24 protein-coding genes and 1 tRNA gene are annotated in these 25,835 nt (G+C 39.1%); 13 read left to right on the plus strand and 12 right to left on the minus strand.

Annotated features, from left to right (window positions below; all coding sequences use genetic code 11):
• Positions 1-305: 305 nt before the first annotated feature.
• From E4N80_RS06915 to E4N80_RS06925, 3 genes are read left to right on the plus strand one after another with little or no spacing between them, the layout of a single operon-like run.
• Positions 306-1,463 (plus strand): NAD(P) transhydrogenase subunit alpha, encoded by a 1,158-nt coding sequence (locus tag E4N80_RS06915; RefSeq protein ID WP_253698425.1) that lies wholly within the window; start codon positions 306-308, stop codon positions 1,461-1,463.
• Positions 1,460-1,762 carry an NAD(P) transhydrogenase subunit alpha part 2 gene (locus tag E4N80_RS06920; RefSeq protein WP_010696748.1) on the plus strand — a complete coding sequence of 101 codons (303 nt, stop codon included), beginning with the start codon at positions 1,460-1,462 and terminating at the stop codon, positions 1,760-1,762. Before E4N80_RS06915 ends, E4N80_RS06920 begins: the two co-directional genes overlap by 4 nt.
• Entirely contained in the window at positions 1,759-3,810 is a 2,052-nt protein-coding gene (locus E4N80_RS06925; protein ID WP_253698426.1) for an NAD(P)(+) transhydrogenase (Re/Si-specific) subunit beta, read from the plus strand. The genes E4N80_RS06920 and E4N80_RS06925 overlap by 4 nt, the downstream gene beginning before the upstream one ends.
• An 18-nt stretch (positions 3,811-3,828) precedes the next feature.
• Here E4N80_RS06925 and E4N80_RS06930 read toward each other — a convergent pair whose 3' ends face one another.
• Positions 3,829-4,782 (minus strand): hypothetical protein, encoded by a 954-nt coding sequence (locus E4N80_RS06930; RefSeq protein ID WP_253698427.1) that lies wholly within the window; start codon positions 4,780-4,782, stop codon positions 3,829-3,831.
• Between the two features lie 112 nt (positions 4,783-4,894).
• On the opposite strand from E4N80_RS06930, the gene E4N80_RS06935 reads away from it, so the two are divergent.
• Complete coding sequence (locus E4N80_RS06935; RefSeq protein WP_253698428.1) at positions 4,895-5,395, plus strand: hypothetical protein; 501 nt, start codon at positions 4,895-4,897, stop codon at positions 5,393-5,395.
• 11 nt (positions 5,396-5,406) lie between these two features.
• Positions 5,407-6,819 (plus strand): SPOR domain-containing protein, encoded by a 1,413-nt coding sequence (locus E4N80_RS06940; RefSeq protein ID WP_253698429.1) that lies wholly within the window; start codon positions 5,407-5,409, stop codon positions 6,817-6,819.
• 272 nt (positions 6,820-7,091) lie between these two features.
• On the opposite strand, the gene E4N80_RS06945 is transcribed toward E4N80_RS06940, so the two are convergent.
• The 5 genes from E4N80_RS06945 to E4N80_RS06965 are packed head-to-tail and all read right to left on the minus strand — an operon-like array spanning position 7,092 to position 11,352.
• A complete protein-coding gene (locus E4N80_RS06945) occupies positions 7,092-7,853 on the minus strand; it encodes an ABC transporter ATP-binding protein (RefSeq protein ID WP_002670732.1) in 762 nt (253 codons plus the stop codon).
• On the minus strand, positions 7,850-8,869 hold the full coding sequence (locus E4N80_RS06950) for a FecCD family ABC transporter permease (RefSeq protein WP_002677664.1): 1,020 nt from the start codon (positions 8,867-8,869) through the stop codon (positions 7,850-7,852). Before E4N80_RS06950 ends, E4N80_RS06945 begins: the two co-directional genes overlap by 4 nt.
• Position 8,870: 1 nt before the next feature.
• Positions 8,871-9,920 carry an ABC transporter substrate-binding protein gene (locus tag E4N80_RS06955; RefSeq protein ID WP_253698430.1) on the minus strand — a complete coding sequence of 350 codons (1,050 nt, stop codon included), beginning with the start codon at positions 9,918-9,920 and terminating at the stop codon, positions 8,871-8,873.
• 22 nt (positions 9,921-9,942) lie between these two features.
• Positions 9,943-10,392 carry a MarR family transcriptional regulator gene (locus E4N80_RS06960; protein ID WP_002670729.1) on the minus strand — a complete coding sequence of 150 codons (450 nt, stop codon included), beginning with the start codon at positions 10,390-10,392 and terminating at the stop codon, positions 9,943-9,945.
• Positions 10,393-10,398: 6 nt separating this feature from the next.
• Positions 10,399-11,352 (minus strand): methyltransferase, encoded by a 954-nt coding sequence (locus E4N80_RS06965; protein WP_253698431.1) that lies wholly within the window; start codon positions 11,350-11,352, stop codon positions 10,399-10,401.
• A 226-nt stretch (positions 11,353-11,578) separates the two neighbouring features.
• Between E4N80_RS06965 and E4N80_RS06970 the strand changes: the two genes are divergently transcribed.
• The 8 genes from E4N80_RS06970 to E4N80_RS07005 all read left to right on the plus strand — a co-directional run bounded on the left by E4N80_RS06970 (position 11,579) and on the right by E4N80_RS07005 (position 18,980).
• Entirely contained in the window at positions 11,579-12,493 is a 915-nt protein-coding gene (locus E4N80_RS06970; protein ID WP_253698432.1) for an ABC transporter substrate-binding protein, read from the plus strand.
• The gene (locus E4N80_RS06975) at positions 12,494-13,483 is read left to right on the plus strand and encodes a FecCD family ABC transporter permease (RefSeq protein WP_038133965.1); all 990 of its coding nucleotides are present in this window, start codon (positions 12,494-12,496) and stop codon (positions 13,481-13,483) included. It abuts the gene before it with no gap.
• 15 nt (positions 13,484-13,498) lie between these two features.
• Complete coding sequence (locus tag E4N80_RS06980) at positions 13,499-14,287, plus strand: ABC transporter ATP-binding protein (RefSeq protein WP_002670725.1); 789 nt, start codon at positions 13,499-13,501, stop codon at positions 14,285-14,287.
• Between the two features lie 27 nt (positions 14,288-14,314).
• Entirely contained in the window at positions 14,315-14,818 is a 504-nt protein-coding gene (locus tag E4N80_RS06985; RefSeq protein ID WP_002689579.1) for a flavodoxin family protein, read from the plus strand.
• 43 nt (positions 14,819-14,861) lie between these two features.
• On the plus strand, positions 14,862-16,130 hold the full coding sequence (locus tag E4N80_RS06990) for a coproporphyrinogen-III oxidase family protein (RefSeq protein WP_253698433.1): 1,269 nt from the start codon (positions 14,862-14,864) through the stop codon (positions 16,128-16,130).
• Positions 16,131-16,260: 130 nt separating this feature from the next.
• Positions 16,261-17,895: a chaperonin GroEL gene (groL, locus tag E4N80_RS06995; RefSeq protein WP_253698434.1), complete on the plus strand. Its 1,635-nt coding sequence runs from the start codon at positions 16,261-16,263 to the stop codon at positions 17,893-17,895.
• A 212-nt stretch (positions 17,896-18,107) separates the two neighbouring features.
• Positions 18,108-18,857, plus strand: a complete 750-nt coding sequence (locus E4N80_RS07000; RefSeq protein WP_253698435.1) for a hypothetical protein — start codon at positions 18,108-18,110, stop codon at positions 18,855-18,857.
• Between the two features lie 50 nt (positions 18,858-18,907).
• Positions 18,908-18,980 (plus strand) — tRNA-Met (locus tag E4N80_RS07005).
• A gap of 65 nt (positions 18,981-19,045) precedes the next feature.
• Here the strand turns inward: E4N80_RS07005 and aroC are convergent.
• The 6 genes from aroC to E4N80_RS07035 form a co-directional block, all read right to left on the minus strand.
• Complete coding sequence (aroC, locus tag E4N80_RS07010) at positions 19,046-20,131, minus strand: chorismate synthase (protein WP_253698436.1); 1,086 nt, start codon at positions 20,129-20,131, stop codon at positions 19,046-19,048.
• Positions 20,132-20,210: 79 nt separating this feature from the next.
• On the minus strand, positions 20,211-20,918 hold the full coding sequence (gene trmB / locus E4N80_RS07015) for a tRNA (guanosine(46)-N7)-methyltransferase TrmB (protein WP_253698437.1): 708 nt from the start codon (positions 20,916-20,918) through the stop codon (positions 20,211-20,213).
• Between the two features lie 9 nt (positions 20,919-20,927).
• Positions 20,928-21,641 carry a hypothetical protein gene (locus tag E4N80_RS07020; protein WP_253698438.1) on the minus strand — a complete coding sequence of 238 codons (714 nt, stop codon included), beginning with the start codon at positions 21,639-21,641 and terminating at the stop codon, positions 20,928-20,930.
• 24 nt (positions 21,642-21,665) lie between these two features.
• Positions 21,666-22,835, minus strand: a complete 1,170-nt coding sequence (locus E4N80_RS07025; RefSeq protein WP_253698439.1) for a DUF8084 family protein — start codon at positions 22,833-22,835, stop codon at positions 21,666-21,668.
• Positions 22,836-22,916: 81 nt separating this feature from the next.
• Positions 22,917-25,094, minus strand: a complete 2,178-nt coding sequence (locus E4N80_RS07030; protein ID WP_253698440.1) for a tetratricopeptide repeat protein — start codon at positions 25,092-25,094, stop codon at positions 22,917-22,919.
• Positions 25,087-25,827: a tetratricopeptide repeat protein gene (locus tag E4N80_RS07035; protein WP_253698441.1), complete on the minus strand. Its 741-nt coding sequence runs from the start codon at positions 25,825-25,827 to the stop codon at positions 25,087-25,089. Before E4N80_RS07035 ends, E4N80_RS07030 begins: the two co-directional genes overlap by 8 nt.
• Positions 25,828-25,835 lie beyond the last annotated feature (8 nt).

Raw genomic sequence — 25,835 nt, forward strand, 5'->3', positions numbered from 1 at the left:
TATGATAAACAGTTCGGCAGGAATTCTGCCTCACTGTTTATCTGTCGAGTTTTGTGCAAAGCACAAAACGTCGCATTATTATATGTGCTTTTTCACTTCGTTGCAAAAGCACGGAAAAAACTTTTTTCAGGATTTGATAATCCTTGCAAAAAGTTTTTATGGGAGCTTAAAATAAATTAGATGTAAACAAATTTCCGGAAGCTATAACACTAAAACTGAACCTTGACGGCAATGTATTACTATGGTATAATCGATTGAAATTAAGAGTCCAGAGATATAAAAACTGTACTCTATAGGAGGATTTTATGATTATTGGTATTCCTAAGGAAATCATGCATGGAGAAGACCGTGTTGCCGCTACCCCGGAAACATGCGAGCTTTTGATTAAGGACGGACATAAGGTTTTAGTAGAAAAAGGGGCCGGAGAGGGCGCCTATTTCCACGATCCGGAATATGAAAAGGCCGGAGCAGAGGTAGTTTCCGATGTTAAAAAACTTTTTTCCGATTCGGAAATCATTTTAAAGGTAAAAGAACCCCTTTATAATGACGCAATGGGCTGCCACGAAATAGATATGATGCATCAAGGACAGTATCTTATCACATTTATTCATCCGGCAGCTCCGGTTAACCATGAAATGGTTAAAAACATGGCAAAAAAAGGCGTTATTTCTTTAACGCTCGACGGAGTTCCTCGAATTTCAAGAGCACAAAACATGGATGCTCTTACTTCGATGAGTACCTGTGCAGGTTACAAAGGAATCTTAATTGCCGCAAATCTCTTGCCGAGATTTATCCCTCAAATTTTCTGTGCTGTCGGTATGATTAAACCTATGAACGTTTTAATCGTCGGAACAGGTGTAGGCGGCTTACAGGCCCTTGCAACTGCCAAAAGACTTGGAGCCGTAACTTATGCAGCAGATATCCGGCCTGCAGCCCGTGAACAGGCTCAGTCCCTCGGTGCAAAGATTATCGACTTAGGCGTTCCCGAAAATGAGGCCATCGGAGAAGGAGGCTACGCCCTTCATCTTAAAAAAGAAACCCTCGAAAACGAAAGAAAGCTGCTCGCTCCTCACATTAAGGACATGGACATAATCTTCCTTTCAGCCCTTGTTCCCGGAAAACTTGCTCCGGTTATCATCACAGAAGAAATGGTAAAAACCATGAAACCCGGCTCGGTAATAGTTGATATTTCAATCGACCAAGGCGGAAACTGTGAGTTAACACCTCCGGGCGAAGTTCTCAAAAAGCACAATGTTCACCTTGTAGGTATTAAAAACATCCCCGGACTTCTTCCTTCAAGCTCTACATGGATGTTTGCTCAAAATATTTGCAACCTTACCCGCTATCTTATCAAGGACGGAAAAATCGAGCTTGACCGAAATGATGACATTGTCAAAGGTATTCTTACCACTATTGACGGTGAAATCGTTCATAAGGGAGCCAGGGAGGCAATGGGCATATGAGTTTGGAATTGATACTGGTTCTTGTCTTTGTTGTAACGACCCTTATAGGCTACAAACTGATCAAGAACGTACCAAGCCTTTTACATACCCCCCTTATGTCGGGTATGAATGCCTTATCCGGCATTACTATTTTGGCTACAATGACCGCTACGGCCGCTGCAATTACAACAGGCAGCAAGATTTTCGGCTGTATAGGCATCATTTGTGCAACAATAAACGTAGTTGCCGGCTTCGGTCTTACGGACAGAATGCTTAAAATGTTTAAAACGGGCAATGAATCTAAAGAGGGTACAAAATGACGGATACGGTTTATTATATTATTTGCGGAGTACTCAGCATTGGGGTTCTTTTAGGAATCAATATGATGAGTAAGGTTAAATCGGCAGTTAAGGGAAACCGTTTAAGTGCCCTTTGTATGCTTGCAGCCGTATGCGTAACCCTGTATAAATATCAAATTTTTTCTGCAGGAATGATGTGGGCTGGGCTTGCAATAGGAGCGGCAATCGGTATTTACCTCACAATAAAGGTAGAAATGATTACCATGCCCCAAACGGTTGCCTTACTCAACGGCTTAGGCGGAGCAGCTTCGGCTGTTGCTGCCCTCTTAACTCTGGCAGCGGTTAATACTCAAACAGGAATCTTTGCTATCGTTACGGGAGGAATAGCCTTAGCAGTAGGAGCCCTAACCTTTTCGGGAAGCTTAATTGCCGCAGGAAAGCTTCACAAGCTTCTTCCTCAAAAGCCTACGGTTCTGCCTGCTCATCAGGCTTTGACCACAGTCAGCTTTTTAGGAATGATAGCCTTCATCGTTCTTCTTCCTATTAAGCCTGAACTAATGATGAGCATTTCAGTTGCAGGGCTTGTAATAAGCCTTCTTTTCGGTATCTTCTTTGCGATACGTGTAGGCGGAGCGGACATGCCGATTACGATTTCTCTTTTAAACTCAACATCGGGTGTTGCAGCCTCAATTGCAGGTATGGCAATAGGAGATATTCTCTTGGTATCGGTCGGAGGCATAGTCGGAGCTTCAGGGCTCCTGCTTACCCAGATTATGTGCAGGGCAATGAATAGAAGCCTCGCTTCAATTCTTTTTAGCAAGGCGGCTTCTCCGGCTAAATCGGCACAGCCGGCAAAACCTGCGGGCACTTCAGCATCTTCATCAAAAGAAGCATTAGAGGCAAAAACTCAGCAAACGGGAGAAGCAAAACCTGCTCAACAGGAGCTTACGGCAACAGGACATGCCGATAAATCGCAGCTTCCCTCATGGTTCAGCGATGCTAAAGAAATAATTTTTATCCCCGGCTACGGCATGGCTCTTTCACAGGCACAAGGCTTGGTAAAACAGCTGGCAGATAAACTTGAATCTATGGGAAAAAATGTGCGTTTTGCCATTCACCCCGTTGCAGGAAGAATGCCCGGCCACATGAACGTACTCTTGTGCGAAGTTGACATTCCTTATGACAAGCTTTACGAAATGGAAACAATAAATCCCGACTTTGATAAGACGGATTTGGCGATCATAATCGGAGCAAGCGATGTTGTAAACCCTGCTGCAAATACGGCGGAAGGCACGCCCATCTACGGAATGCCGGTCTTGGCTGCAGAAAAAGCTAAAAAGCTCATTATCTGTAACTATGACCTACAGCCAGGCTATGCGGGAGTTCCAAACCCCTTGTATGAGCCTAATCCCAATACCATGATGCTTTTAGGCGATGCAAAGGAAAGCATAAACACCATGCTCGATTCTCTTAGAACTAAAGGAGGTACCGCAGGAAGCGCTTTAGGCGGAATATCCGGCAGCACAGGAGCGGAAGCAAGCCAAGAACAAGCGGGAACGGAAGCTCCTCAAATAGGCCCCTGGTTTAAGGAAGCAAAGGAAATCATCGTTATCCCCGGCTACGGCATGGCTCTTTCACAGGCACAAGGCTTGGTAAAACAGCTCGCAGATAAACTCGAAGCTATGGGAAAAAATGTGCGTTTTGCCATTCACCCCGTCGCAGGAAGAATGCCCGGCCACATGAACGTACTCTTGTGCGAAGTTGATATTCCCTATGACAAGCTCTACGAAATGGAAGCTATAAATCCCGACTTTGATAAGACGGATTTGGCGATCATAATCGGTGCAAGCGATGTTGTAAACCCGGCCGCAAACACGGCAGAAGGCACGCCCATCTACGGAATGCCTGTCTTGGCTGCAGAAAAAGCTAAAAAGCTAATTATCTGTAACTATGACCTCCAACCCGGCTATGCGGGAGTTCCAAACCCCTTGTATGAACCTAATCCCAATACCATGATGCTCTTAGGCGATGCAAAGGATAGTTTAAACAAGATATTGGAAAATCTATAACAAAATTTTAAGGGGCTTTTAAAAGCCCCTTTTTTCAGCTTGACTATTTATTTCTTTCCACAAAATATTATTTTCATGCGGTACACAGTCTTGCACCCAATACCACCAAAAATAACCTCCTATAAAATTCTTTGTATATTTAGGCATACCATAATAATGGCGTATCATGCTAAGTTTTGTTTTTTCATCGGCGTTTTCATCAGTGCTTCCGCATTCCCCTATACCCAGTTTTGAGTTTGGAAAGATATTTTCCAAAACAGCAAAAATTTTCCACCAGTCAGGCTGAAAACCTTCATTATCGTCTTCGTAATAGCTTACCAAAAGATAATCTACATTATTTTTTACACGGGGAGGAAGATATGTTTTAAGCCAATCAATCATCACAATTTTTTGCATTCCGGGAGCAAAAGCATAAGCGGTTAAAACCGTGATACCGTCCTTTGATTTGATAAAGTCATAGGCTGCCGCTACCTTATCCGCAATCAGTTTAGGATTTTTGCCGAGCCAATCCTCTCCGTTAATTTCGTTTCCGATCTCCCACATATCGGTGTATTTTCCAAGTGCCTCATATGCCGTCTTAAAACGCTTTTTATACGAATAAACCGTTTTGTAAGATTCCATGTCATAAGAATCCACGGGACATGCCAATATATGGGCTACCTTGCCGATTTTTTCAAAAATAGGAATATACATGGAAACGGGTTCATCCTTAGACATAACAATACGAACTGTGGGTTTTGTTTTCATATTTTTAAGGGCATTTACCACAGCTTCAAGCTTAACGGTTTCGTACCACGAGTCATCTATAGTAATACCTAAAATAGAGTCTTGGTTTTGAAACCGGACTTTTGAACCTTGTTCTTGAGCGAACAGCATACCTGCAAAAATACAGCTTAAAAAAAACAGGCAAAACTCTTTATATTTCAACTTCATATCTTTTACCATCCGGCAACGTGTTATAAATTCTTCCATACAAACTGACTTACATTATATTACTTATTTAAATTTTTTTCACCTGCGCCGGCTTTTTTAAATTCTCTTAATCTTTTTTTTGGAATACCGATAATCTATCACGAGGACTATTATGTTAAAAAAATACATAAACTGTATATTATTTTTTATTTTTTTCGGCTTAGCCTTTGCGGATACTGCGGCCTTTGCCTGTTTCCAAAATAAAGATGCTCACGAAAAATGCAAAAATATCACCGAAATTTTTGAAGACAATCTTTTTGACAAGTTTTTTGACGAAGGTTTTATTACTACCAGCGTTCCTATCAGCGAAATAAAATCGGAAAAAGATATTTCGCTTGCAGAAATAAAATCTTTTTTTGAAGAAGAACCTAATTATCTGATTATTTTTTACATGAAATACGAAAAGGAACTTATATTTAACAAAAAAACCGAGTCAAAGGAACCTGATTGGCAAGTGATGAACATCAGAGTAATAAATTGTAAAAAAGAAAAAGAAATATATAAAAAAACTATAGATATAACTAAGGTAAAAGAAAAAGACATAGAAAAAAAGGCCGAAAAACTTGCCGGTCAAATAGCAAAAGAAATATTCGAGGCAATCAGCAAGAGATAAGGAGAGGGATTATGAACAAAAAAGTTTTATTTTCATTGATATTCATTATATCGTTTTCATGTATATGGGCGGTTTGGGAAGGAAATGGAGGCATCGGCTCTTCTACCGATTTTCCGGCTGAAGGCTTGTTTGTCAGAAGCGATATGTTTCCTAAACACACCCTTTTGGAAATAACCAACCTTGAAAAAAGCATTAAGGCTAGAGCCGTTGTTATAGGCCCCTCCGGAATACCCGGTCTTCTACTCAGCCTATCCCCCGAATTGGGAGAAAAACTTAAGGTTCCTAAGGGAAAGGTTATCAGAATAAGGGTCATTACACCGAGTCCGGTAAATGAAGAAGGGGATGACGGTAAAAGCATTTCGGCAGCCGGTCCTGAATCTCAAGACCTAGATACCAACCCTGCCCTTTTTGTAGCATCTCATTCGGATTTGCCGGATGCAAATCTAAAAAAAGAAGAAGCAAAACCCGTATCCGAAAATACGGCAGGAGATACAATTCTATATGATGAGATTAAAAACCCTGTTGACGATACTCCCCCTGAACCGGTTGAAGAAGTTCCTGCAACAGAAGAAGTTCCTAGTGTAGAGGCTATAGTTGAACCTGCAGCCGAAGAACCGACAGAACCGGTATCTATAGTACCTGAGGAAGAGGTAAAAGAACCTGAACCTAAAGTAGAACCAATTAAAGAGGTTGAAAAGGTTGAAGAGAAACCTGCCGAAGATTCATCTTTGATGTATGCACCTGAAACCGTAGCTCCCATAACCGAAACCTATATGGAACCGGCAAAGGAAAATCCGCCTGTAACCGTAGACCCTATAATTGAACCTGCAGCAAAACCGGAAGATGCCCCTGCTCCTGTAACCGAAATATCGGAACCTCAAGAGCCTGAACAAGCTAAAGAAGAAATAAAGGATGTTGAAGTTGTAGATCCTGTAGTAGAACCTGTTAATGAAACTCCGGCTGAAAAAAAGGTTGACACAGTTGCCTCCGTTACCCCAAAAAATGAGCCTGTTGCAGATAAAAAAGAAGACCTTCCGGCTCCTGGTGGGGAGACATCGGTTGAAGAAACTCCGGCCGAAGAAGCCGAAGATTCAGGCACGTATGAAGAAACCGATTCGGATATATATACTGCAGCCGAAGAAGAATCCGCAGTTCCTGTAAATGAGATTAAGCCTATTTCAAGCAAACTGGAAAAAGGCAAAACCTATGTTCAGATAGTAATCTATGACGATAAATACAACCGCGATGATGTTCTAAAAAAATACGGGAAAAAATATCCTATGGTAGTGGAAGAAAGGCTTGTAAAAAACAACACAAGATATACCATATTTGTAGGACCTTTAAAGCCTGATGAAACCGGTGCTGTTCTTGAGCGCTTTAAGCAGCTGGGCTTTAAAGATGCCTTTTTAAAGAAGGGAAGATAAAGTCCGGGAATTGATAGTACCCTGTCATTAAAGTGTGTAGTCGGTAATTAAACCGATTACACATTTTTTTTGCGAAGAACCGCATGCCATATTTTACCGGTTGGGCTATTCCAAAAAATCCATACGTATAATACTCATCTTCATAATCCCATCTCCATCCTTTGCAAGGAATCGATGCATTCCGCGGATACCGGGATTTTTCATGTCATCCAAGGATATATCCCTTGAGAGAGAATTTTTCTATATCATCAAAAACAATAAATTTAATCCTTCTAAAGTTTTACTACAAATGTTTTAAAACTTTGTCCCTCATGCAAAACGGGTAGCACAAAAACATCGGAGTTAAAAAATGTTTTTATGTTTTCATTTGTAATAAGCAAATCAATGCTGCCGAACAAAAAGTGGCCTTCCGAAAGCAATAAGCCCTTATCGGCAATGATCAGCATATTTTGTATGTGATGAGAATTTATGATTATTGTAGTTTTATTTTGGCGTGAAAGTTTTTTTAACGTTTTTAATACCCGGCCTTGATTGTAAAAATCCAAATTGGATTCCGGCTCATCAAGAATCAAAATACGGGGCTTACAAACAAGAGCCTTTGCAATGTAGGCAAGTTGTAATTCTCCTCCGCTTATTTCATTACAAAAACGATTTTTTAAGAAGGCTATATCGAGTTCTTCCATAACGGCAAGGGATGCCTCATAATCTTTTTTTGACGGAGAAGCAAAGTACCCGTTTACGGAACTTCTTCCGAACGAAACAAAATCAAGGACCGTGTACGAAAAAGAAGGCACCTTTGCCTGAGGAACATAGCCTAAAAAGTTTGTCCGTTTTTCTACAGGCTTTCCCATGATTAAAGAACTCCCTGATGACCATGTAAGAATTCCCGCAAGACATTTTATAAAGGTGGTTTTTCCGATGCCGTTGCGTCCCATAACGGCAAGGATTTCACCCTCCTTTAAATAAAAAGAAACCGATTTAAAGACCGATTTTTTATTCTTGTAACTAAAAGATACATTTTTAACATCTATCATTCTTCATTCATTCCTTGTTTTTTAAAAATCCACAATAGAGCAAAAAGGGGAGCACCCAATAGGGCTGTGATAATTCCTATGGGTACTTCCGCAGCACTTACCGAACGGGCAAGATCATCGCAGATAAGCATAAAAAAAGCCCCGGACAATCCTGAAAGCGGAATGACATAACCATGATTAGCACCTATTATTTTCCGTGTAAAATGAGGAATAACTAAACCTACCCAGCCTATAATACCGCTTACCGTTACTGAAGATGAAATTAAAATTGTTGAAGCGATGATGATTGTTTTACGCAAGCGGAAAGGATTTATTCCGCTTGTTTTTGCCTCATCATCACCTAATGAAGCAATGTTTAATTTCCAGCGTAATAAAAATAAAACGAATGTACCCAGCACAAACGGAATAAAAATAAATTGAATATTCCGATAGGAACTTGAAGTAAAGCTGCCCATAAGCCAAAAGGTTATTGCAGGAAGGGTATCGTTCGGGTCAGCCGTAAATTTAAGGATCGAAATAAAGGATATAAACAATGAAGAAACGATAATACCGCTTAAAATTATCGACAACACGGATACATCTTTTTTGATTTTACAAAGAGCAAATACCAACAAGATACTTCCTAAACCTGCCAGGAAAGAAAGGCCGAAAACTCCTGCAACGGTTTTTCCGAACACAATAATGCCCAAAGCTGAACCAAACCCAGAAGCGGATGCCGTTCCCAAAACATCGGGACTTGCAAGCGGATTTTTCAGTACTGCCTGTAGACCTGTTCCCGCCATTGCAAGCGAAGAACCTACAATCATTGACAATAAGATACGGGGAATGCGGATGTCAAATAAAATATGCCGTTTCAAATCGATGGTTTCAATACGTTTATCCCCTATACAAATTGCATATATATCCTTGAAATCTATATTAAAACGTCCAATTAAACACGAAAAAAGGGCAGCAGTTATTATCATTAAAATAAGGACAATAACCGCCTGCCTATATTTAAGACCATGATCTTCCATTTTATTTTACGGGAGAAAGCATTTCATCAATGACCGCATCCTCAAGCTCCGTATCATAAACTTCTTTATAATAGGTTTTTATTTTTTTCTTAAATTCAAACTCACTATATTTTTCGGGTGTTATCTTTGTGAGCATCCATAAGGGCATTAGAGGAGAATCGGCACAAGGCATTCCCCAGCTAAAAGTGCCTTGCGGAATATCAAAAACTTTTTTATCTTTTACAGCCTTTATAAACGACCAATTCCTTGTATCCGTATTTTCTAAAATCGTTTTTGCACTCGTATTGTTTTTACCGATTCTGATACTGTTGATAAAAATAATATCCGGATTCCACTCATTTATTTGCTCCATTGACACTTCAACTTGTCCTGCACCCTCGGCAAAACCGTCAAGTTCCGCAACATTTTCAATACCGGCCTTGCGTAAAAAATTTCCACCGTAACTTTTATTTCCGCTTACCATAATTTTACCGCCGACAGTGCTGAAAATAAATAGCCCGCGTATGTTTTTTCCGTCTTTTAAAGTTGCCGAAAGAATTTCATTTGTTTTCTTCCATTGCTTTTCCATTTTATTGCCGTTATCGGTTTTAAAAATATCAGCTATCATTTTTTCCCATTTTTGCGTAAGGCTTTCACTATCCATGTCATTGATTTGCATATTAACCATAGGGATGCTTAAATTATCTAGGCCTTTTTTTTCAAATTCTCCATAATAGAGAATAATCGTAGGTTCCAAGGCAGCAAGGCTTTCGGCATTAACGGAAAAATCATTGTTCAAAAAAGAGCTGTTTAAGTTTTTAGCATTCGGATTTACTGCCGCTAAAACTTTAGGATTTGAGGTTGAAAAAGTTCTCGGGTTTACACCTGCAACCGAATCCTTTAAGCCGGGAAAGGTTTGAAGCATTGAATAAACCGGCGGCGATAAGTTTACAATTATTACCTCGCCTTGCTTCTTTACATGAACCGTTTCCGTTTTATCCTTTGTTCCTCCGGCAAAAATACCGGCAGCCAAAACGGTATAGAAAACCGTCAACATAATTTTTTTATTCATATATACCTCCATGTATATGCAATTAAAAATGATGCTCAATCATTTCATTTGCCCTTATTAAAAATTGTTCTATTATGTGTCGTTTATCGGCATTAAGTGAAGATAAAAAATCGAAAAAAGCTTTGTCGTGTTCATCATGATACTGTTCATGAGCCTTAGCTGCTGCAAGACCTTTTTCGGTTAAAAAAAGTTTTTTAATTTTTTTATCCTTTTCACAATCTTCTTTTTTTATAAGATTCCGCTTCTCAAGTTTTAAAAGCGTTTTATGAATGACCGCCCGTGTTATTCCCATACTGCGTGCAATTTCGGAACTGAAAATACCGGGACTGTCCCCTATTTTTTTTATAATATGAATTTCACCTCGGTAAAAGCTCATGTCTTCTCCTTCAAAATTAAGTATTTTAGATTTACCGTTTGCTATTTTTTCTACAAGTGAAATATAAAGATCAATAAGGTTTTCGGTATTTTTCAATTTAGATTACTCCTTACATTTTTGATAAATAAAAAGAGGATAAAGATCATCGGCAGTTTTTTTTATTAAGCTGAAACCGACTTTTTGTAAAACGGCATCTAAATTTATATCTTTCTTTATAGGCCGCCCTGCTTTTAAATTTCCTAATAACCACCGTTTTTCAAATACGAGTCTTCGGCCTTTTTCGGCAAAAGAAGTATCGTAAACAAAAAGAAAGCCGTCTTTTTGCGTTGCCGTATATATTTTTTCTGCAAGGCTTTCAAGAGCATTTCCGGCAAAAGGAAAGATGCCGGAAGCGATTATTAAATCGTAATCATTCCGTATGTCGTCTTTTAGAAAATCGCCTTCTATTATTTTAACCGTATTTTTTAAGGAAATCTGTTTTATGTAATCATAGGCAATTTTTGCAACAACGGGACTTTCAAATAAGGTATAGGAAGCACAGGGGTATTGCTTCGCAATTACACCGAGCATGGCACCGGCTCCTCCGCCAAGGTCAAGTACGTTTTTAGGTCCTTTTTTACATGATGAGTTTACGGCGGCCAGCAATGTTTGTTTTCTAAAAGTTAGAATTTCTTGGATATTAATTTGTGCCATTTCCGCAAAATCAAAAAACTTATTTTGAGAGAGCTTTTCAGTATTTTTTTCTTGATTAGAATCTATAAGTTCTTTTATGTTTACAAGGGCGGATAGCTTTTTCCTAAAAAGTAAAACTTCTCCTATGTATTCGGAACTTTTTTTAGATAAAAACCGAGCACTTTCTTCTGCAGGGAAAAACACTCTTCCTTCTTTGTATAAAAGCCCCTCGCCTAGCAAAACGTTCAAAAAATACTGCAAGGCAGTGCTGTTACAGCCGAGAACTTCGGAAAGAACTTCTACGGTTTTACCTCCCTCCAGCTTGGTGTAAATATCCAATTCTAGTGCCGAAAAGAAAATCTGAGCATCAAGTAGTGTATCCAATTTTGAATAAAATTTTAACGTCGTATTTTGTATGCCTAGCATACAACCAGTATAGCAAGTTTTAGTGTTTTTGTCAAGTTTTCAGATAAATTTTTATCAATAACCATTTTTTTTTCATTTCCTATTGACAGAAAAAATAAATAATGTTATCCTGTGCAAACTTAGCTATGGCTAACATCTTTCTTTTATAAGAAATATGGTTAAAACTTTTGTTTTGGAGGTTTTTATGAAAAACAAATTATTTATTATTTTGGGTTTCCTTTGTATGAGTACCCTGCTGTTTGCAGGAGGAAGCAAGGAAGGCAGTACGAAACAGGAAAAAGGCCGTGAAATGTACGGCTATATGGTTCCTGCATCCGTTCCTCAAAGGACTGCTGTAGGACAGGTTGTTTTATTACAGATGCTTGACATGCTTGATGTCGATATAGTTGCAAGACCTTCGACAAAACGGGAAATAAGTGCAAGGTATAAGGATAAAACGGAAATCGGTATGCCGATGCGCGTTGATCTTGAAAAGCTTAAGGAAGTAAACCCCGACTTTTATTTGGCAACCGGTGATAGGGGTGCACCTATTGCAGAACAATTAAAGGCTTTAAATATTCCTGCGGAGTTTTTGCAGACTACAACCTACACCGATATTTTAAATTCGATGAAGTACTTAGGTGAGGTTTACAACAAGCAAAAAGAAGCCGCAGCTTATGTAAAAGAAGTGGAAGATGTGGTTGCAAAGGTTAAAGCTGCCAATAAAAATAAAAAGCCCCTTAAAGTTTTGATTATTGCAGGTTTTCCCAACAGTATGAGTATACATACGGAAGGTTCTTTTGTCGGCAGTTTAATAAAGGTCTTAGGTGCGGAAAATATCTGGAAGGACAATACGGTTAAAAATACTACGGTTCCTATGAATCTGGAGCTGGTAAAGGCTTCCAATCCAGATATTATTTTGCTTACCAGCCACGGTGATGCAAAAGATACTGCAAAAATGTACGAAAAAGAATTTCAAAGTGATTTTTGGCAAAAAATTGACGCCGTTAAAAATAAGAGATATTATAGTTTGGATACCAAAATATTCTTTATTGCAGGTTCCCCTTATATACCGGAAGCTCTGGAAACTTTAGGCAACTACTTTTATGGAAGTAAGTAGGTGGTAATACAGGTGAAAAAAGCAGGCGTTTTTATTGTTTTGTCTCTATTACTTATAGTTTTGTTTTTTTCATCTGTTGCATCGGGTTCGCTCAAATTTTCGTTTGCACAAATTTGGGCGACCCTGCTCGGCAGAGGGGAGCAGCTCGTTACCGATGTAATCTTTGATTTGAGGCTTCCGCGTGTCCTTGTTGCACTCGTCATCGGAATGAATCTTGCATCTGCCGGAGCTTTGATGCAGGCGGTTATGCAAAATCCCTTGGCGGATCCCGGTATTATCGGCGTTTCTGCAGGGGCCAGTGTCGCCGGGGTTATATTGATGCTCGCTCTTCCTCAGTATGCATACTTGGTTCCGCCTGCAGCTTTTGTCGGGGCGATATTTGCAGCCTTTTTAATATATCTTTTAGCATGGAAAGACGGGTTTACTCCCGTACGGATTATTCTATCGGGAGTTGCAATCAATGCTCTTTTGGGAAGCCTTACCGGTTTGGTTACCATTTTATTTAGCGACAGGCTTCAAGGTGCGTTGATGTGGCTTAACGGAAGTTTGTCTGGAAAAACATGGCGGCATTTTCAAGTGCTTATTGTATACAGTATTCCTGCCCTGATACTTGCTCTTCTTTGTATTAGGGCAGCGAATGTCTTATTGCTGGGAGATGAAAAAGCAAAAAGTCTTGGGGTAAGTGTCAACCGCTGCCGTGTATTTCTTTCGATTATCGGGGCTTTTTTGGCAGGGATATCGACTTCGACTGTCGGAATCATCGGTTTTATAGGTTTAGTTATCCCCCATATCATGAGGATGCTGGTCGGCTCGGATTATAAGAGCCTATTACCGTTTTCAATGTTCGGCGGAGCGGTTTTGCTGCTCGGGGCGGATACTTTTGCTCGCACTATTGCTTCACCGATTGAATTGCCTGTAGGAATTGTAATGTCGATATTCGGAGCACCGTTTTTCCTATACCTACTGAGAAGTTCCGGTAAAAGGAGATAAGGAGGTACTTTTGTTATGACAGCTGTTTCTGCAAAAGATATTTCGTTAAGATACGATAAAAAAGATGTAGTAAAAAGTTTTTCTGCGGATTTTACACAAGGAAAAATTATTTCGATAATAGGACCTAACGGCTCCGGAAAATCAACCATTTTACGCAGTTTTGCACGTCTTTTAAATACTGCATGCGGCCAAATATCCCTTTTCGATACCGATATCGCAACAGTATCAAAAAAGGAATTTGCAAAACGATTGGCAATTTTATTGCAGCACAATATCTCGCCTGAAGATATTACGGTAAAAAATCTGATATACTTCGGCAGATGTCCGCATAAAAAATGGTATCAGCAATTTGAAAAAAGAGATGAAGACATTTTACAACAAGTCCTTATCCAAACGGACTTAGTCGACTTTGCCGAAAAAAAAGTTTGCATGCTTTCAGGCGGCGAAAGACAGCGTGTCTGGCTTGCAATGGCATTGGCACAGCAGCCTCAAGTGCTACTGCTGGATGAGCCTACCACCTATTTGGATATAGGTTATCAGCTGGAACTTTTGGATCTTGTTTACGATTTAAATCGAAACACTAATCTTTCGATTATTATGGTATTGCACGATTTAAATCAGGCAGCACAATATAGCGATGAAATTATCGTATTAAAAGACGGCAAACTCTACAAAAAAGGGACACCGCAAGAAATTTTTACTTCAGAACTTATAAAACAAATTTACGGTATAGACTGTAAAGTTATTTATGACGAAGAGGAACATTTTCCGATCGTATTGCCTAAAAGAAAAGGCAAAATCTAAATCAAAAATCAATTAGGAGAATTATTTATGAAAATTTTATTGACTTATTCAAGTAAAACTGGAAACACCAAGGCTGTAGCAGAAGCCATATTAAAAACTCTTCCTCAGGGAACCGATTTTTTTGCAGTGAGCGAAGTTAAAGACGTAAACAATTATGATGCGGTCATTGTAGGTTTTTGGATCGATAAAGGCCTTCCAAATGAAGAAGCATTAAATTTTATGGAAACGATTAAAAACAAAAAAACGGGCTATTTCTTTACATTGGGAGCTTATCCCGATTCTCCCCATGCGGAAGATTGCCATAAAAGCGCAAAAGAGCTTTTAACAAAAAACGGAAATGAAGTGCTTGCAGGATTCGGCTGTCAAGGAAAAATAGATCCGGCTCTTACCGAAATGTTTAAATCCTTACCTAAAGATCATCCGCACTACATGAATGAAGAAAGAAGAAAACGCCATGAAGAGGCGGCAAAACATCCTGATAAAAAAGATTTTGAAAATGCAAAAAAAGCATTTGAAAATTTCGGAAGATAATTAAAATCTGCCGGTTAAAATTAACATAAGGAGCATTCTATAAATGACTGCAGAAGATATTTTAAATTGTTCATTTAAAGACCGCAAAAAATCTCATCACGATGCAGGAATGGGTTCCATGAAATATTCAAAAGGAATGAGGTCTTTGGAAAAAGCCCTTTCAGAACCCAATACACAAAACGGGAAAAAATCCATTTACATCCACGTACCCTATTGTAAAAAAATTTGCAATTTTTGCAGCATGAGGCGGACAATAAACCCGGTACCGGATGACTACGCCGCCCTTGTGATAAGGCAGATTGAAAATTACGGTAAGACGGAATATGTAAAAACCTCAAACATAAATTCGGTTTATTTCGGAGGCGGAACACCTACAACCCTGCCTGCAAAACAGCTTGCCGAAATACTTAAAGCTCTTCAAAAAAATTTTAACATAGCAAAAGATGCCGAAATTTCGATGGAGACTACCGTTTCTGAATTGGATGACGAAAAGCTTAAAATTCTTTTTGAAAACGGTTTAAACAGAATAAGTGCCGGTATTCAAACCTTTAATGATGAAGGACGAAAAACATTGGGCAGAATCGGAAACGGCGAAAATGCGGAAAATTTTTTGAGACGAGCTTTTAAAACCGGCTTTAAAAATGTCAACATCGATATTATTTATAATTATCCCGGTGAAACAAAGGAAATATTAAAGGATGACTTACATAAGGCCTTTGCCTTAGATATTGCAGGTTTTTCTTTTTACTCTCTCATCGTAATGGATACTTCCAAGATAGGCCGCAGTGTCGATAAAGAAGAATATGCCGAAAAAACGCTTCATCAGGATGCAGAGTTCTTTTTGACCATTTTAGAAGAAAGCCGAAAAGCAGGTTACGATTTTTTAGAGATAACAAAACTTGTAAAACCCGGCAGAGACAACTACGAATATATCAGAAGCGGGCACCTAGGCGGCGATATTTTTCCTGTAGGAGCCGGAGCCGGAGGCTTCGTAAATAATACGGCCGTAATGAATCCCCTCGACAAAGAAAAATTTGCGGATCAAATTAACGGCTTTGATAAAACTTCAGGTATGTGGATAAGCGAAGATTACCGCAGAATAAAAAGATTTTCAGGACAGCTTCAAGAAGGATTGTTGGATTTAAGTTTTTTGACAAAAGAAGAGTCGGATAAAATCTATGATATGCTTACCGGATTGGAAAAAGAGGCTTTGATCAAAAAAGATGAAGGCTCCAAAAATTATAAATTTACCGACAAGGGCTTTTTTTGGGGCAATAGTCTTGCAGCCGAACTTGGAAAAAGCATTTTTTAATAACAAAAAGAATTAAAGAAGAGAGCGGCATAAAGGCAATTCCCCCACCCTCTTGCCGTTTTGCCGTTTTTTTTGTATCTTATACCCACGATAATTACTAAATTAATATAGATTCTTAAGGAGAACTAAAATGGCTAAACAATTATTGTTTAATGAAGAGGCTAGAAAAAGCCTTCTCGCCGGTGTTGAACAAATTTCAAATGCAGTAAAGGTTACACTCGGACCCAAGGGACGAAACGTTCTTATAGATAAGAGTTTCGGTGCCCCTACAGTTACAAAAGACGGCGTATCCGTAGCACGAGAAGTTGAACTTGAAAACAAATTTGAAAATATGGGTGCCCAGCTTTTAAAAGAAGTTGCAACAAAGACAAATGATGTTGCAGGAGACGGAACCACAACAGCTACCGTTCTTGCATACTCCATGGTAAAAGAAGGCTTAAAGGCCGTAGCTGCCGGAATGACTCCGCTTGAATTAAAACGCGGTATTGACAAGGCTGTAGCTATTGCCGTTGAAGATATTCAAAAAAATTCAAAAGAAATTAAGGGCTCGGAAGAAGTTGCCCACGTTGCCTCCGTTTCTGCAAACAATGATGCGGAAATCGGTAAAATCATCGCCGATGCCATCGCCAAGGTAGGAAAAGACGGCGTTATCGACGTAGGTGAAGCCCAGACAATGGAAACCGTTACGGACTATGTAGAAGGTATGCAGTTCGACAGGGGTTATATTTCTTCTTACTTTGTAACCGACAGAGACAGAATGGAAACTGTTTTTGAAAATCCCTACATCCTCATCTACGATAAATCAATCTCTACAATGAAGGATCTTCTCCCTCTCTTGGAGCAGGTAGCCCAGTCAGGCCGCCCTCTTTTAATTATCGCAGAAGATGTTGAAGGTGAAGCCCTCGCAACCTTGGTTGTAAACAGCCTCAGAGGTGCATTAAAGACATGTGCAGTTAAAGCCCCCGGTTTCGGCGACAGAAGAAAGGAAATGCTTGAAGACATAGCCGTTTTAACGGGCGGACAGGTCGTTTCGGAAGAATTAGGCTTTAAGCTTGAAGCAGCTCAAATTTCAATGTTGGGTCAGGCAAAAAGCATAAAAATCGATAAAGACAACACAATGATTATCGACGGAGCCGGAAAATCAAAGGACATTAAAGACAGAGTTACCCAGATCAAGACTCAGCTTGATGCTACCGATTCGGAATATGACAGTGAAAAGCTAAGAGAAAGATTGGCTAAGCTTTCAGGAGGTGTTGCCGTTATTAAGATCGGTGCCGTAACCGAAGTTGAAATGAAAGAGAAAAAGCACAGAGTTGAAGACGCTCTTTCGGCAACAAGAGCCGCTATCGAAGAAGGTATTGTTGCAGGAGGCGGTCTTGCAATGATTCAGGCTATCTCAGCCCTAGAAAAAGCCGATATGGGCTCTCTTACAGAGGACGAAAAAGTTGGCTTTAAGATTGTAAAACGAGCCCTTGAAGAACCTATCCGCCAAATTGCAGAAAATGCAGGTTTGGACGGAGCAGTTATTGCAGAAAAGGCTAAAGAAAAGAAGGGCGTAGGCTTTGATGCCGCTAAGATGGAATGGACGGATATGGTAAAAGCCGGAATCATCGACCCTGCCAAGGTTACCCGTTCCGCCTTGCAGAACGCAGCTTCGATTGCAAGCCTATTGCTGACAACCGAATGTGCAATTACGGACATCCCTGAAAAACAGGCAGGTCCTGCAATGCCTTCACCCGATATGGGCGGCATGGGCATGTACTAAAAAAAATTTTAGTAAACTGTATGCGGGCATGTACTAAAAGGCTTATGCCTACTCTATGCGGGAATGTATTAAACTTTTAGCTTACCGTATGTGGGCATGTACTAAACCGTAATATAAAATGAAGACCGTTATGATGTTTAACATAACGGTCTTTTTTTATTTCCTTTTAATATCATCTTGCTATTTTTTTGAATATATATTACAATGCTTCTATGAGTGATGATATAATTTCAGAACTAGGACTAAATACATCAAGCAAGGATACGGTTGAACTTGATTCTCTCACATTGGAAGCCTTAAAAAAAGGTCCTATAGATATATTTGATAATGTATACCTAGGTGAAACAAGACCGCATTCTCTTATCCTCTGTATAGATGTACGCGGCTTTAGTGACTTTATGTGTAATAATGATGAAACAGTTGTTTTCGGTTTAATTAAATCTTTTACGGCTAATTTTCTTTCCTGCCTTAATCAATTCGGCTATAATTGTTCGTATTATAAACTGCTTGGAGATGGAGCCTTAGTTATATGGGACAAACTGGATGGAGTTGCAATAAAAGAAGCCGTCACGGTTTTTACTACATATATAGAATTTGCACGAGAAGAACTATTTAAACCCTACGGAAATCTGTCAATAGGCGGCGCCTTGGTTTTAGATAAGGTATACAAATATGAAATTTCGGCAGAAGCATCCCAATTAAAGTATAGAGATTATGTAGGCTATGGCATAAATCTTGCATGCCGCCTTCAAAACCTTGCAGCGGGTGGAGAACTCATCGTAAGTAAAAAATTGGTTGATATCGGTGCAATATATGCAACAAAAAATATGGACCCTGAAGTAATGAAAAAACTCAGAGCCCTTAAAGGAGTCAAACCTGAAGACAGGGAAGCTATCTTTTTGTATAAAGATATAAATCCTAAAATTATTTCGATATTTAAAGTTTTAAGCTTAGATTTCTAAATTAGGGCCTTGACATAAATGTATATTTTTTATATACTCAAAACTCTTACGGCGGTATAGCTCAGTTGGCAGAGCAAACGGCTCATATCCGTTAGGTCATAGGTTCAAGCCCTATTGCCGCTAGCTAAATTTAAAGGCACTCAAATGAGTGCCTTTTTTTATTGTTTTTTCCTAATTTCTTGATAACGCTAAAATCTTTCTATCTTTGAGACCAGAAAGGCATCTGCAAGAACTAAATAACACATTGCTTCAACAACAGGCACAATACGAGGGAAAAGGCATATGTCGTGATTTCCTCCGACAGAAAGCATAGATTTCTCCCCTCTTTTGTTAAAGGAGGCTTGGCTCATTTTGATTGACGGAACAGGCTTTACGGCAAGTCTAAAATCTATTTGACATGTGCTCTTATCTTTTCTTCCGCCCTCACGGCTTAAATTTAAAGGATAGCGCATATCACAGGAAATACCGCCCAATATGCCGCCAGAATAATTTTTTGAAATATCATTATTTTCACTGCCGGAAATAGAAGCCGAAAAAAAACCGCCTCCGATTTCTATGCCTTTGACAGCACCTATCGACATTAAGGCTTGAGACAAGACCGCATCAAGTTTGCCGAAAACAGGAGAGCCGAGCCCTTCGGGAACATTTAAAAGAGAACAGGATAAAATACAACCGGCCGAATCTCCATTAGCAGCCAAAGTGCTTAACCTTTCAAAAATCGGTTCAGGCAGAGCATCACCTTCTTTAAGAGGAAGGCCTGTTTTAAGACCTGCAATTTCTTCGGCTCTTACCTGCACCGCAATAGGCTTTTTAGCATCCTTTATAGCAAAGGCTTCGAGCATGTTTTTTGCAACAGCTCCGCCAATAAGCCGGCCTATCGTCTCCCGTCCGGAAGAGCGGCCTCCGCCTCGGTAATCCCGATACCCGTATTTTACATCATGAGCATAATCGGCATGTCCCGGACGGTAAACATCTTTTAAGTTTTCATAATCCTTGGAGGAGGTTTCTTTATTTCTAACCAGAACGGCGATAGGGCTTCCCAGAGTCTTACCTTCAAAAACACCGGATAGAATTTCGCAAATGTCGTCTTCATTCCGTTTTGTAGAAAAAAGACCTGAGGAGCCGGGTTTTCTGCGGTTAAGCTCTTTTTGAATATCCTCGGCACAAAGGGGAATACCGGCAGGGCAGCCGTCAATTACAGCCCCTACCCCTGCACTCCTGCTTTCTCCAAAAGTTGTTAACGTAAAAAAACGCCCAAAAGAATTTGCCCCCATATCACACCTCCTATTCAGATAAACAGTAAGGCAGAATTTCTGCCGCACTGTTTATCGAACCTCCAAGTTTCAAAACTGCTTAATCTTTTTCAAATATAAGCTCACTTATCACGTGTTCTTTTTTTATGCCCTTTTTTTCAAACTTTGTTGTGGGACGCCAGCTTTGGCTTGGAGCGAATTTTTCGTATTTGGATTTTAGATTGGGAGTTTCGCTCAACTGCTCAAAGGCATCCTCTGCATAGTTTTCCCAATCCGTTACCATGTAAATATAGCCGCCCTTTTTTAATTTTTTTGAAAGTAAATCGGTTCGAGGTCTTCTTACAAGCCGCCTTTTATGATTCCGTTTTTTTTGCCATGGATCAGGAAAAAAAATATGAAAGCCGTCAACACTTTCATCATTTATCATATTTTCTAAAACTTCAATTGCATCATGTTCGATAATCCGTAAATTATTCAATTTTTTTTCTTCTATTTCGCCTAAAAGCTTTCCCACACCCGCCTTAAAAACTTCTACACCGAGATAGTTTTTATCCGGATTATCCTCGGCAATTTGGGCAGTTGCAGTTCCCATGCCGAAGCCGATTTCTATGATTACGGGATTATCGTTTTGAAAAAGAGTTTTGAAGCCGATTGGGCTTTCAGTATATGGAATACACCACTTTTGATAAAAAGTTTCGTAATTTCTTTTTTGTCCCTCAGTTATCCGCCCCGTCCGTAAAACAAAGGTTTTTATAGATCGAAAATAAGGTGATACATCGGTATTTTGAGTAATTTCAGTACTATCCATCCTTTAATACTAATACAAACTATGGTACTTTGTCAAATAGGCTGTATCGTCTTGAGCATTTTGAGCCATACATTGAATATAACGGGCATCGGGATATTTTTCGATCAGGGAAGCAATAGAGTCCTCTAGTGTAGACATTTCAGATAAATCTTGAACAAAAATAGGTTGTTTATCGGCTCCCGAAAGAATAAGAAAAAACTTTTTAAATGTAGAATTTTTTGAAGCTTCAACCCTCCATTGGCCGTCTTGAATCCGGAATACAAAAGGAATAGATAAAAGCTTTTCAGGCTCTTTTAAGACAATTTTTTTTATAACTCTATTTCCCGACAAATCTTCCAACACAATGGAATATTCTCCTATGGGAATTTGCCCAAACGGCGATACTATTTTATTGGAACCCGCCCATAAAGTTTTTTCGGAATCCGAAGCTCTAAGCTGTGAGGAAGAAAAAAAGGAAGTATTTTCCCTGTTCAAAATCCATGTAAGCCCCGACTCCAAATGTACCAGCTGTATTGAAGAATAATCATTCCGTCCGTTTTCATCCTTGTACATTAAAAATAGGGAAAGTCTTTCTTCAATTGTTCCGGCATCCGTTTCTATCTTTAAAATTTTGACGGAAAGCTCAGGTATATCGGGCTTATCAAAAGAACATGAAAACAAAAGAGCTGCAATAAAAAAAAAGAAAGTTTTTTTTAGCCATTCTTTTTTTATATTTTTTTTCATTGAATTATCCGCAACTTCTTCATGTTAAAACATAAAGGACATATTCATAACGGTAAGATCCGTATCTTCAAAGCGGTTTGCACTTGATTCAAAACGGACATTTACCTTTTCGCAAGCATCATTTAAATAAGAAATATAATACATTCCCAAATTTAAATCTTCGGAACCTTCAGGAAGGGCTCGATAAAAATCAATCAAAGAATTTTTGTCGACATCTGCCATCTTTAAATCATTTAAGTTTGCCCTGACGGCATCCGACTGTTCATTTTTACTGTAAAGAGTAATCTGAAGCTTGCCCTGTGTACCTATCGAGGCAGTACCTCCACTTCCCAGCTTCCATGAAACAAATACCAGCTCTTTTTTCTTTTCAAGCTCGGTAACAAGCCGGCGGCGTATTTCGGGATCAAAGAGGGCTTCTTGCGGATCATCCAGCTCAGGAAAAAGGATTAAAGCTTCTTTGCGCAAATTCATGTTTTCCGCACTTAGGATCAACTCCATAAGCATCAAGGCTATGTACTCGGCAATCTTCGTTTTATCCATGTATTCGGTAAGGGATGTACGGATTGTTTTTAGAATCAGGTCAAAATCCTTATGAAGTCTAAATTTAGTTATGATAAACCAAGTAAAAGGACGCATCATGTTTAGAAATTTCTCGGCCAAAAAAAGCTGAATATTTTTTTCTTCGGGAGATAAAGCATTATTCTTTGTTATAAAAGAAAAAAGAGGTTTTACGATTTCCTGCTTCGCTTCATAAATCATTTCTTCGTTTTGCTGCAATACATTTGCCAAATATTTTTCGTTTATTCGGGTTTTTTCGTCAATTATACTTGCAGGATTTTGCCTGTTCCATTTTTTTATAACGGGAGAGTTTAATATTTGTTTAAAAATATAATCGTCATATTGTTTATATAAAACCGAATATACTATAAGTTTCGAAAGATCCATAACCTCCTGTCGCGAAGAAACAAATTCGGGTTTCGATATTTCAATCTTCGAGATATAATCCGCCAAAAGAAGACGTTGAATGGTTTCAGGAATAAATTTTTCGAGAGAAATGCCGTATTCTTCAATATTCCCGGCAAGCTTAAATTTAAGGAGTTTTTTATTTCTTTTTATAAAGAATGTAGAACCTTCCTGAGTCAAAATAAGCTTTAATGGAAGGTCCAAAATTCTTTTTTTTTCACTTGCAGCCATAAAATCTCCTCTCCCTATACTACAGACTGTTAACTACATCTTCAATTTTAATATAATTTTAGGAAAAATTCTATAGGTTAATTAAAGGGATGAAAGTATCGAGCGAATTTCCGCAGCTTTTGGATAATTCGGATTTTTATTCAATACACTTTCCAAAATAAGCTTTGCATCAGCCTTTTTATTCAAACTTATGTAAAGTTTACCCAGCTCATAATAAGCATCCCAGTTTTTAGTATCGACCTTTATAATCTGCTCATAAACGCTTACGGCATTTTCTTTTAGATTCGCAGAAATATAGGCTGAAGCCAAATTATGTTTTGCCGTAATATTAAGGGGCTGGGTTTTTACGGCATTAGCGTAATGATTAACCGACTTAGTATAGTCTCCTTTTAGGCCGTATAACTTGCCTAAATTTGTGTTTACTTCAAAATTATTTTGTTCAAGTCTATAGGCAGCCAAAAGGTTTTCTTCCGCTTCACCGAATTTTCCCTCATCCAAATACATACGCCCCAGATTTATTCTAGGCTTAGCATAGTTTCTATTTGCAGACACAGCCTGTGTGTAATAATCATAGGCTTCGGATTTTCTTCCGTTTTTTTCCAAGGTTAACCCGTATGTATATAAAACTCTTGCATCCGCAGGCTTTAGCTTATAAGCTTTTTCTGCATTAGACATAGCTTCTCCGTATTTTCCTAAATCAACCTGTACCGTTGCCAAGTTATAATAAGTTATGGCGTCATCCTCTCCCAGAGTAATAGCCTCCTTAAAGTGACGCTCGGCCAAATTATTTTGTCCCAAATCCGCATAAACTTGAGCCATTTCCCGCAAAGCCGGAAGATTGGTCGGCTCATAAGAAATAGCATTCTTATAGTTTTCTACGGCTTGATCAAATTTCCGTTGGGCCTTGCGTATACGGGCCATCTCCAAAAAGGCTTTTACATAGTCGGGCTTTATCTTTACAGCTGACGAAAAAGCGGAAAAAGCTTCATTTTCCAAACCTAATTTTCTGCAAGACATTCCCAAATTAAAAAAAGCATTATCGAATTTAGGATTGGATTTTACGCTTCTTTCAAAGGAAGTCTTTGCTTTTTGATAATGACCTCTTGCGTAATATTTTTTACCGAGTTCATAATTGTATAAATAATTATCCGGATCCAAACTTTGAGCCTTTTCCAACTCTACAAAGGCAACTTGAGGCTGTTTTTGTGCATCTGCAATCTGAGAATAAACATAATGAGCCCTTGCATTTTGTCCGTCGGCATTTACGGATTTTTTTATGTATGAATCGGCATCCGAAAGAGCTTTCTCGGCATCTCCGGTTCCTTCACGAGCCGAAGCATAGTCGTTTAAAGCAGAAGCCATATCCAAATATTTTTTTGCAGTAAACGAAACTTCGGAATCCGGCATTCTTGTTGAAGCCTTCGAAAAACTGTTAAGAGCCGAATTTAGATTTCCGTTCTTTAAAAAGTTTACACCTTCGGAAACCAAGCGGTTCACCTCATCCATTTGAGCTCTGGTCTTTGCATCGGCGTTTTGTTTTGCAAGTCTTTCAGCTTCTTGAGCCTTTTGAGCATCTAGAGCAGCCTTCTTTTTGGCTTCTTCTTCGAGCCTCTTTTTTTCTCTTTCTGCATCCGATATCTTTTTTGCGGCTTCCTCTTTTGCTCTTTGCTCGGCAGCTAATTTTGCCTTGCGTTCCTGTTCAGCCTTGGCCTTTCGGTCGGCTTCTTCTTTGGCTTTACGCTCTTGTTCAGCCTTTGCTTTGCGGTCTGCTTCAGCCTTGGCAGCAGCGATCTTTTTTGCTTCATCTATCGATGCTTTTTTCTTTGCTTCAGCTTCTTTTAAGGCCTGTTGCTGCTTGATCAATTCTTCTTGCCGCTTTCTTGCCTCTTCAGCCCGTTTTAGAGCTTCTGCAGCCTTTCTTTTCTTTTCTTCTTCAGCGGCCTTTTTTTCTTTTTCTGACGCCGCAGCAAGATTTTTGTTAATTTCCTCAGCTCTCTTAATGCTTTCAGCTTCTAAAAGAGCTTTTTCCTTTTCACTTTCTTTTTTTGCTTGTTCAAGCTCAGCTTCTATCTTAGCTCTTTTTTCTTGAAGACGGGCAAGTTCTTCTTTTTCTGCCTCAATTTTAGCGAGGGTCTGCATATCGGCAGCAGCAGAATCAGAAGTCCTGCTCTTTGTAAAAAATAAAATACCTACAACAACTAAAACGGCTATAAAAATACCCGCTAAAATACCTATTAAAAATTTTTGAAAATCAGTCAAGTTCGTTTTCCTCCGAATAATCTATTGTATCGTCAGCTCCTGCCGATACTGCATCTGCATTGTCAACCGAAGAAAGGTTGGCGTTTACATCTTCCATAAGTTTTTTATACCTTGCCTCTGCAGCCAAGCGTTCAGCCTCCTCGGCAGCTTTTTTTGCTTCAGCTAAGGCTCTCGCTCTTTCCGCCTCTTCGGCAAGACCTTCCAAAAGCGATATCATTTTTTCGATTGAAGATCTTTGCAGCGTATCAGGTTTTAAGTTTAAATAAATTTTATAATCTTGTAAAGCACCCTCAAGCCTTTCCAGTTTGATACGCGCATTAGCCCTGTTTAAAAACGCCGGAGCATAGAGGCCGTTTGAAGAAATAGCCTCATTATAAGCCGACTCGGAGGCTTCAAACTGATTTTGTAAAAAATATACATTGCCTATATTGTAGTAATACAAATGCTCGTTGAGGATATCCTTATCCTTGCCTTGAGAAAGATAGGTTAAGGCCTCACTGTACTTCCCTATCCTAAAATAAGCAACACCGAGATAAAGATAGACCGATTTAGGAGTTCCCGCTTCCTGACTAGCCTTAAAAAGAGCCGAAACAGCCTCTTGAGGCTTATCAGCATACAAAAATTTTTTACCTTCTTCAAAATAATCTACGGCAAAAAGCAATGAAAAAAAAGATAAAAAAACAGCAAAAAAAATGCCTTTTTTGAATTTTAATCGATAAAAATGCGTTTTCATATTTGACA

The organism is Treponema denticola (genome assembly GCF_024181605.1).
Taxonomy (GTDB): Bacteria; Spirochaetota; Spirochaetia; order Treponematales; family Treponemataceae; genus Treponema_B; species Treponema_B denticola_B.

Bases quoted from the DNA above. Each gene is read 5' to 3' on its own strand.
- E4N80_RS06990 (WP_253698433.1), top strand. From the start codon at position 14,862: ATGACTGCAGAAGATATTTTAAATTGTTCATTTAAAGACCGCAAAAAA.
- E4N80_RS06945 (WP_002670732.1), bottom strand. From the start codon at position 7,853: ATGATAGATGTTAAAAATGTATCTTTTAGTTACAAGAATAAAAAATCG.
- E4N80_RS06920 (WP_010696748.1), top strand. From the start codon at position 1,460: ATGAGTTTGGAATTGATACTGGTTCTTGTCTTTGTTGTAACGACCCTT.
- E4N80_RS06915 (WP_253698425.1), top strand. From the start codon at position 306: ATGATTATTGGTATTCCTAAGGAAATCATGCATGGAGAAGACCGTGTT.
- E4N80_RS06980 (WP_002670725.1), top strand. From the start codon at position 13,499: ATGACAGCTGTTTCTGCAAAAGATATTTCGTTAAGATACGATAAAAAA.
- E4N80_RS06970 (WP_253698432.1), top strand. From the start codon at position 11,579: ATGAAAAACAAATTATTTATTATTTTGGGTTTCCTTTGTATGAGTACC.
- E4N80_RS06955 (WP_253698430.1), bottom strand. From the start codon at position 9,920: ATGAATAAAAAAATTATGTTGACGGTTTTCTATACCGTTTTGGCTGCC.
- E4N80_RS06950 (WP_002677664.1), bottom strand. From the start codon at position 8,869: ATGGAAGATCATGGTCTTAAATATAGGCAGGCGGTTATTGTCCTTATT.
- E4N80_RS07020 (WP_253698438.1), bottom strand. From the start codon at position 21,641: ATGAAAAAAAATATAAAAAAAGAATGGCTAAAAAAAACTTTCTTTTTT.
- groL (WP_253698434.1), top strand. From the start codon at position 16,261: ATGGCTAAACAATTATTGTTTAATGAAGAGGCTAGAAAAAGCCTTCTC.
- E4N80_RS07035 (WP_253698441.1), bottom strand. From the start codon at position 25,827: ATGAAAACGCATTTTTATCGATTAAAATTCAAAAAAGGCATTTTTTTT.
- E4N80_RS06940 (WP_253698429.1), top strand. From the start codon at position 5,407: ATGAACAAAAAAGTTTTATTTTCATTGATATTCATTATATCGTTTTCA.
- E4N80_RS06935 (WP_253698428.1), top strand. From the start codon at position 4,895: ATGTTAAAAAAATACATAAACTGTATATTATTTTTTATTTTTTTCGGC.
- E4N80_RS07025 (WP_253698439.1), bottom strand. From the start codon at position 22,835: ATGGCTGCAAGTGAAAAAAAAAGAATTTTGGACCTTCCATTAAAGCTT.
- E4N80_RS06930 (WP_253698427.1), bottom strand. From the start codon at position 4,782: ATGGAAGAATTTATAACACGTTGCCGGATGGTAAAAGATATGAAGTTG.
- trmB (WP_253698437.1), bottom strand. From the start codon at position 20,918: ATGGATAGTACTGAAATTACTCAAAATACCGATGTATCACCTTATTTT.
- aroC (WP_253698436.1), bottom strand. From the start codon at position 20,131: ATGGGGGCAAATTCTTTTGGGCGTTTTTTTACGTTAACAACTTTTGGA.
- E4N80_RS06925 (WP_253698426.1), top strand. From the start codon at position 1,759: ATGACGGATACGGTTTATTATATTATTTGCGGAGTACTCAGCATTGGG.
- E4N80_RS06985 (WP_002689579.1), top strand. From the start codon at position 14,315: ATGAAAATTTTATTGACTTATTCAAGTAAAACTGGAAACACCAAGGCT.
- E4N80_RS07000 (WP_253698435.1), top strand. From the start codon at position 18,108: ATGAGTGATGATATAATTTCAGAACTAGGACTAAATACATCAAGCAAG.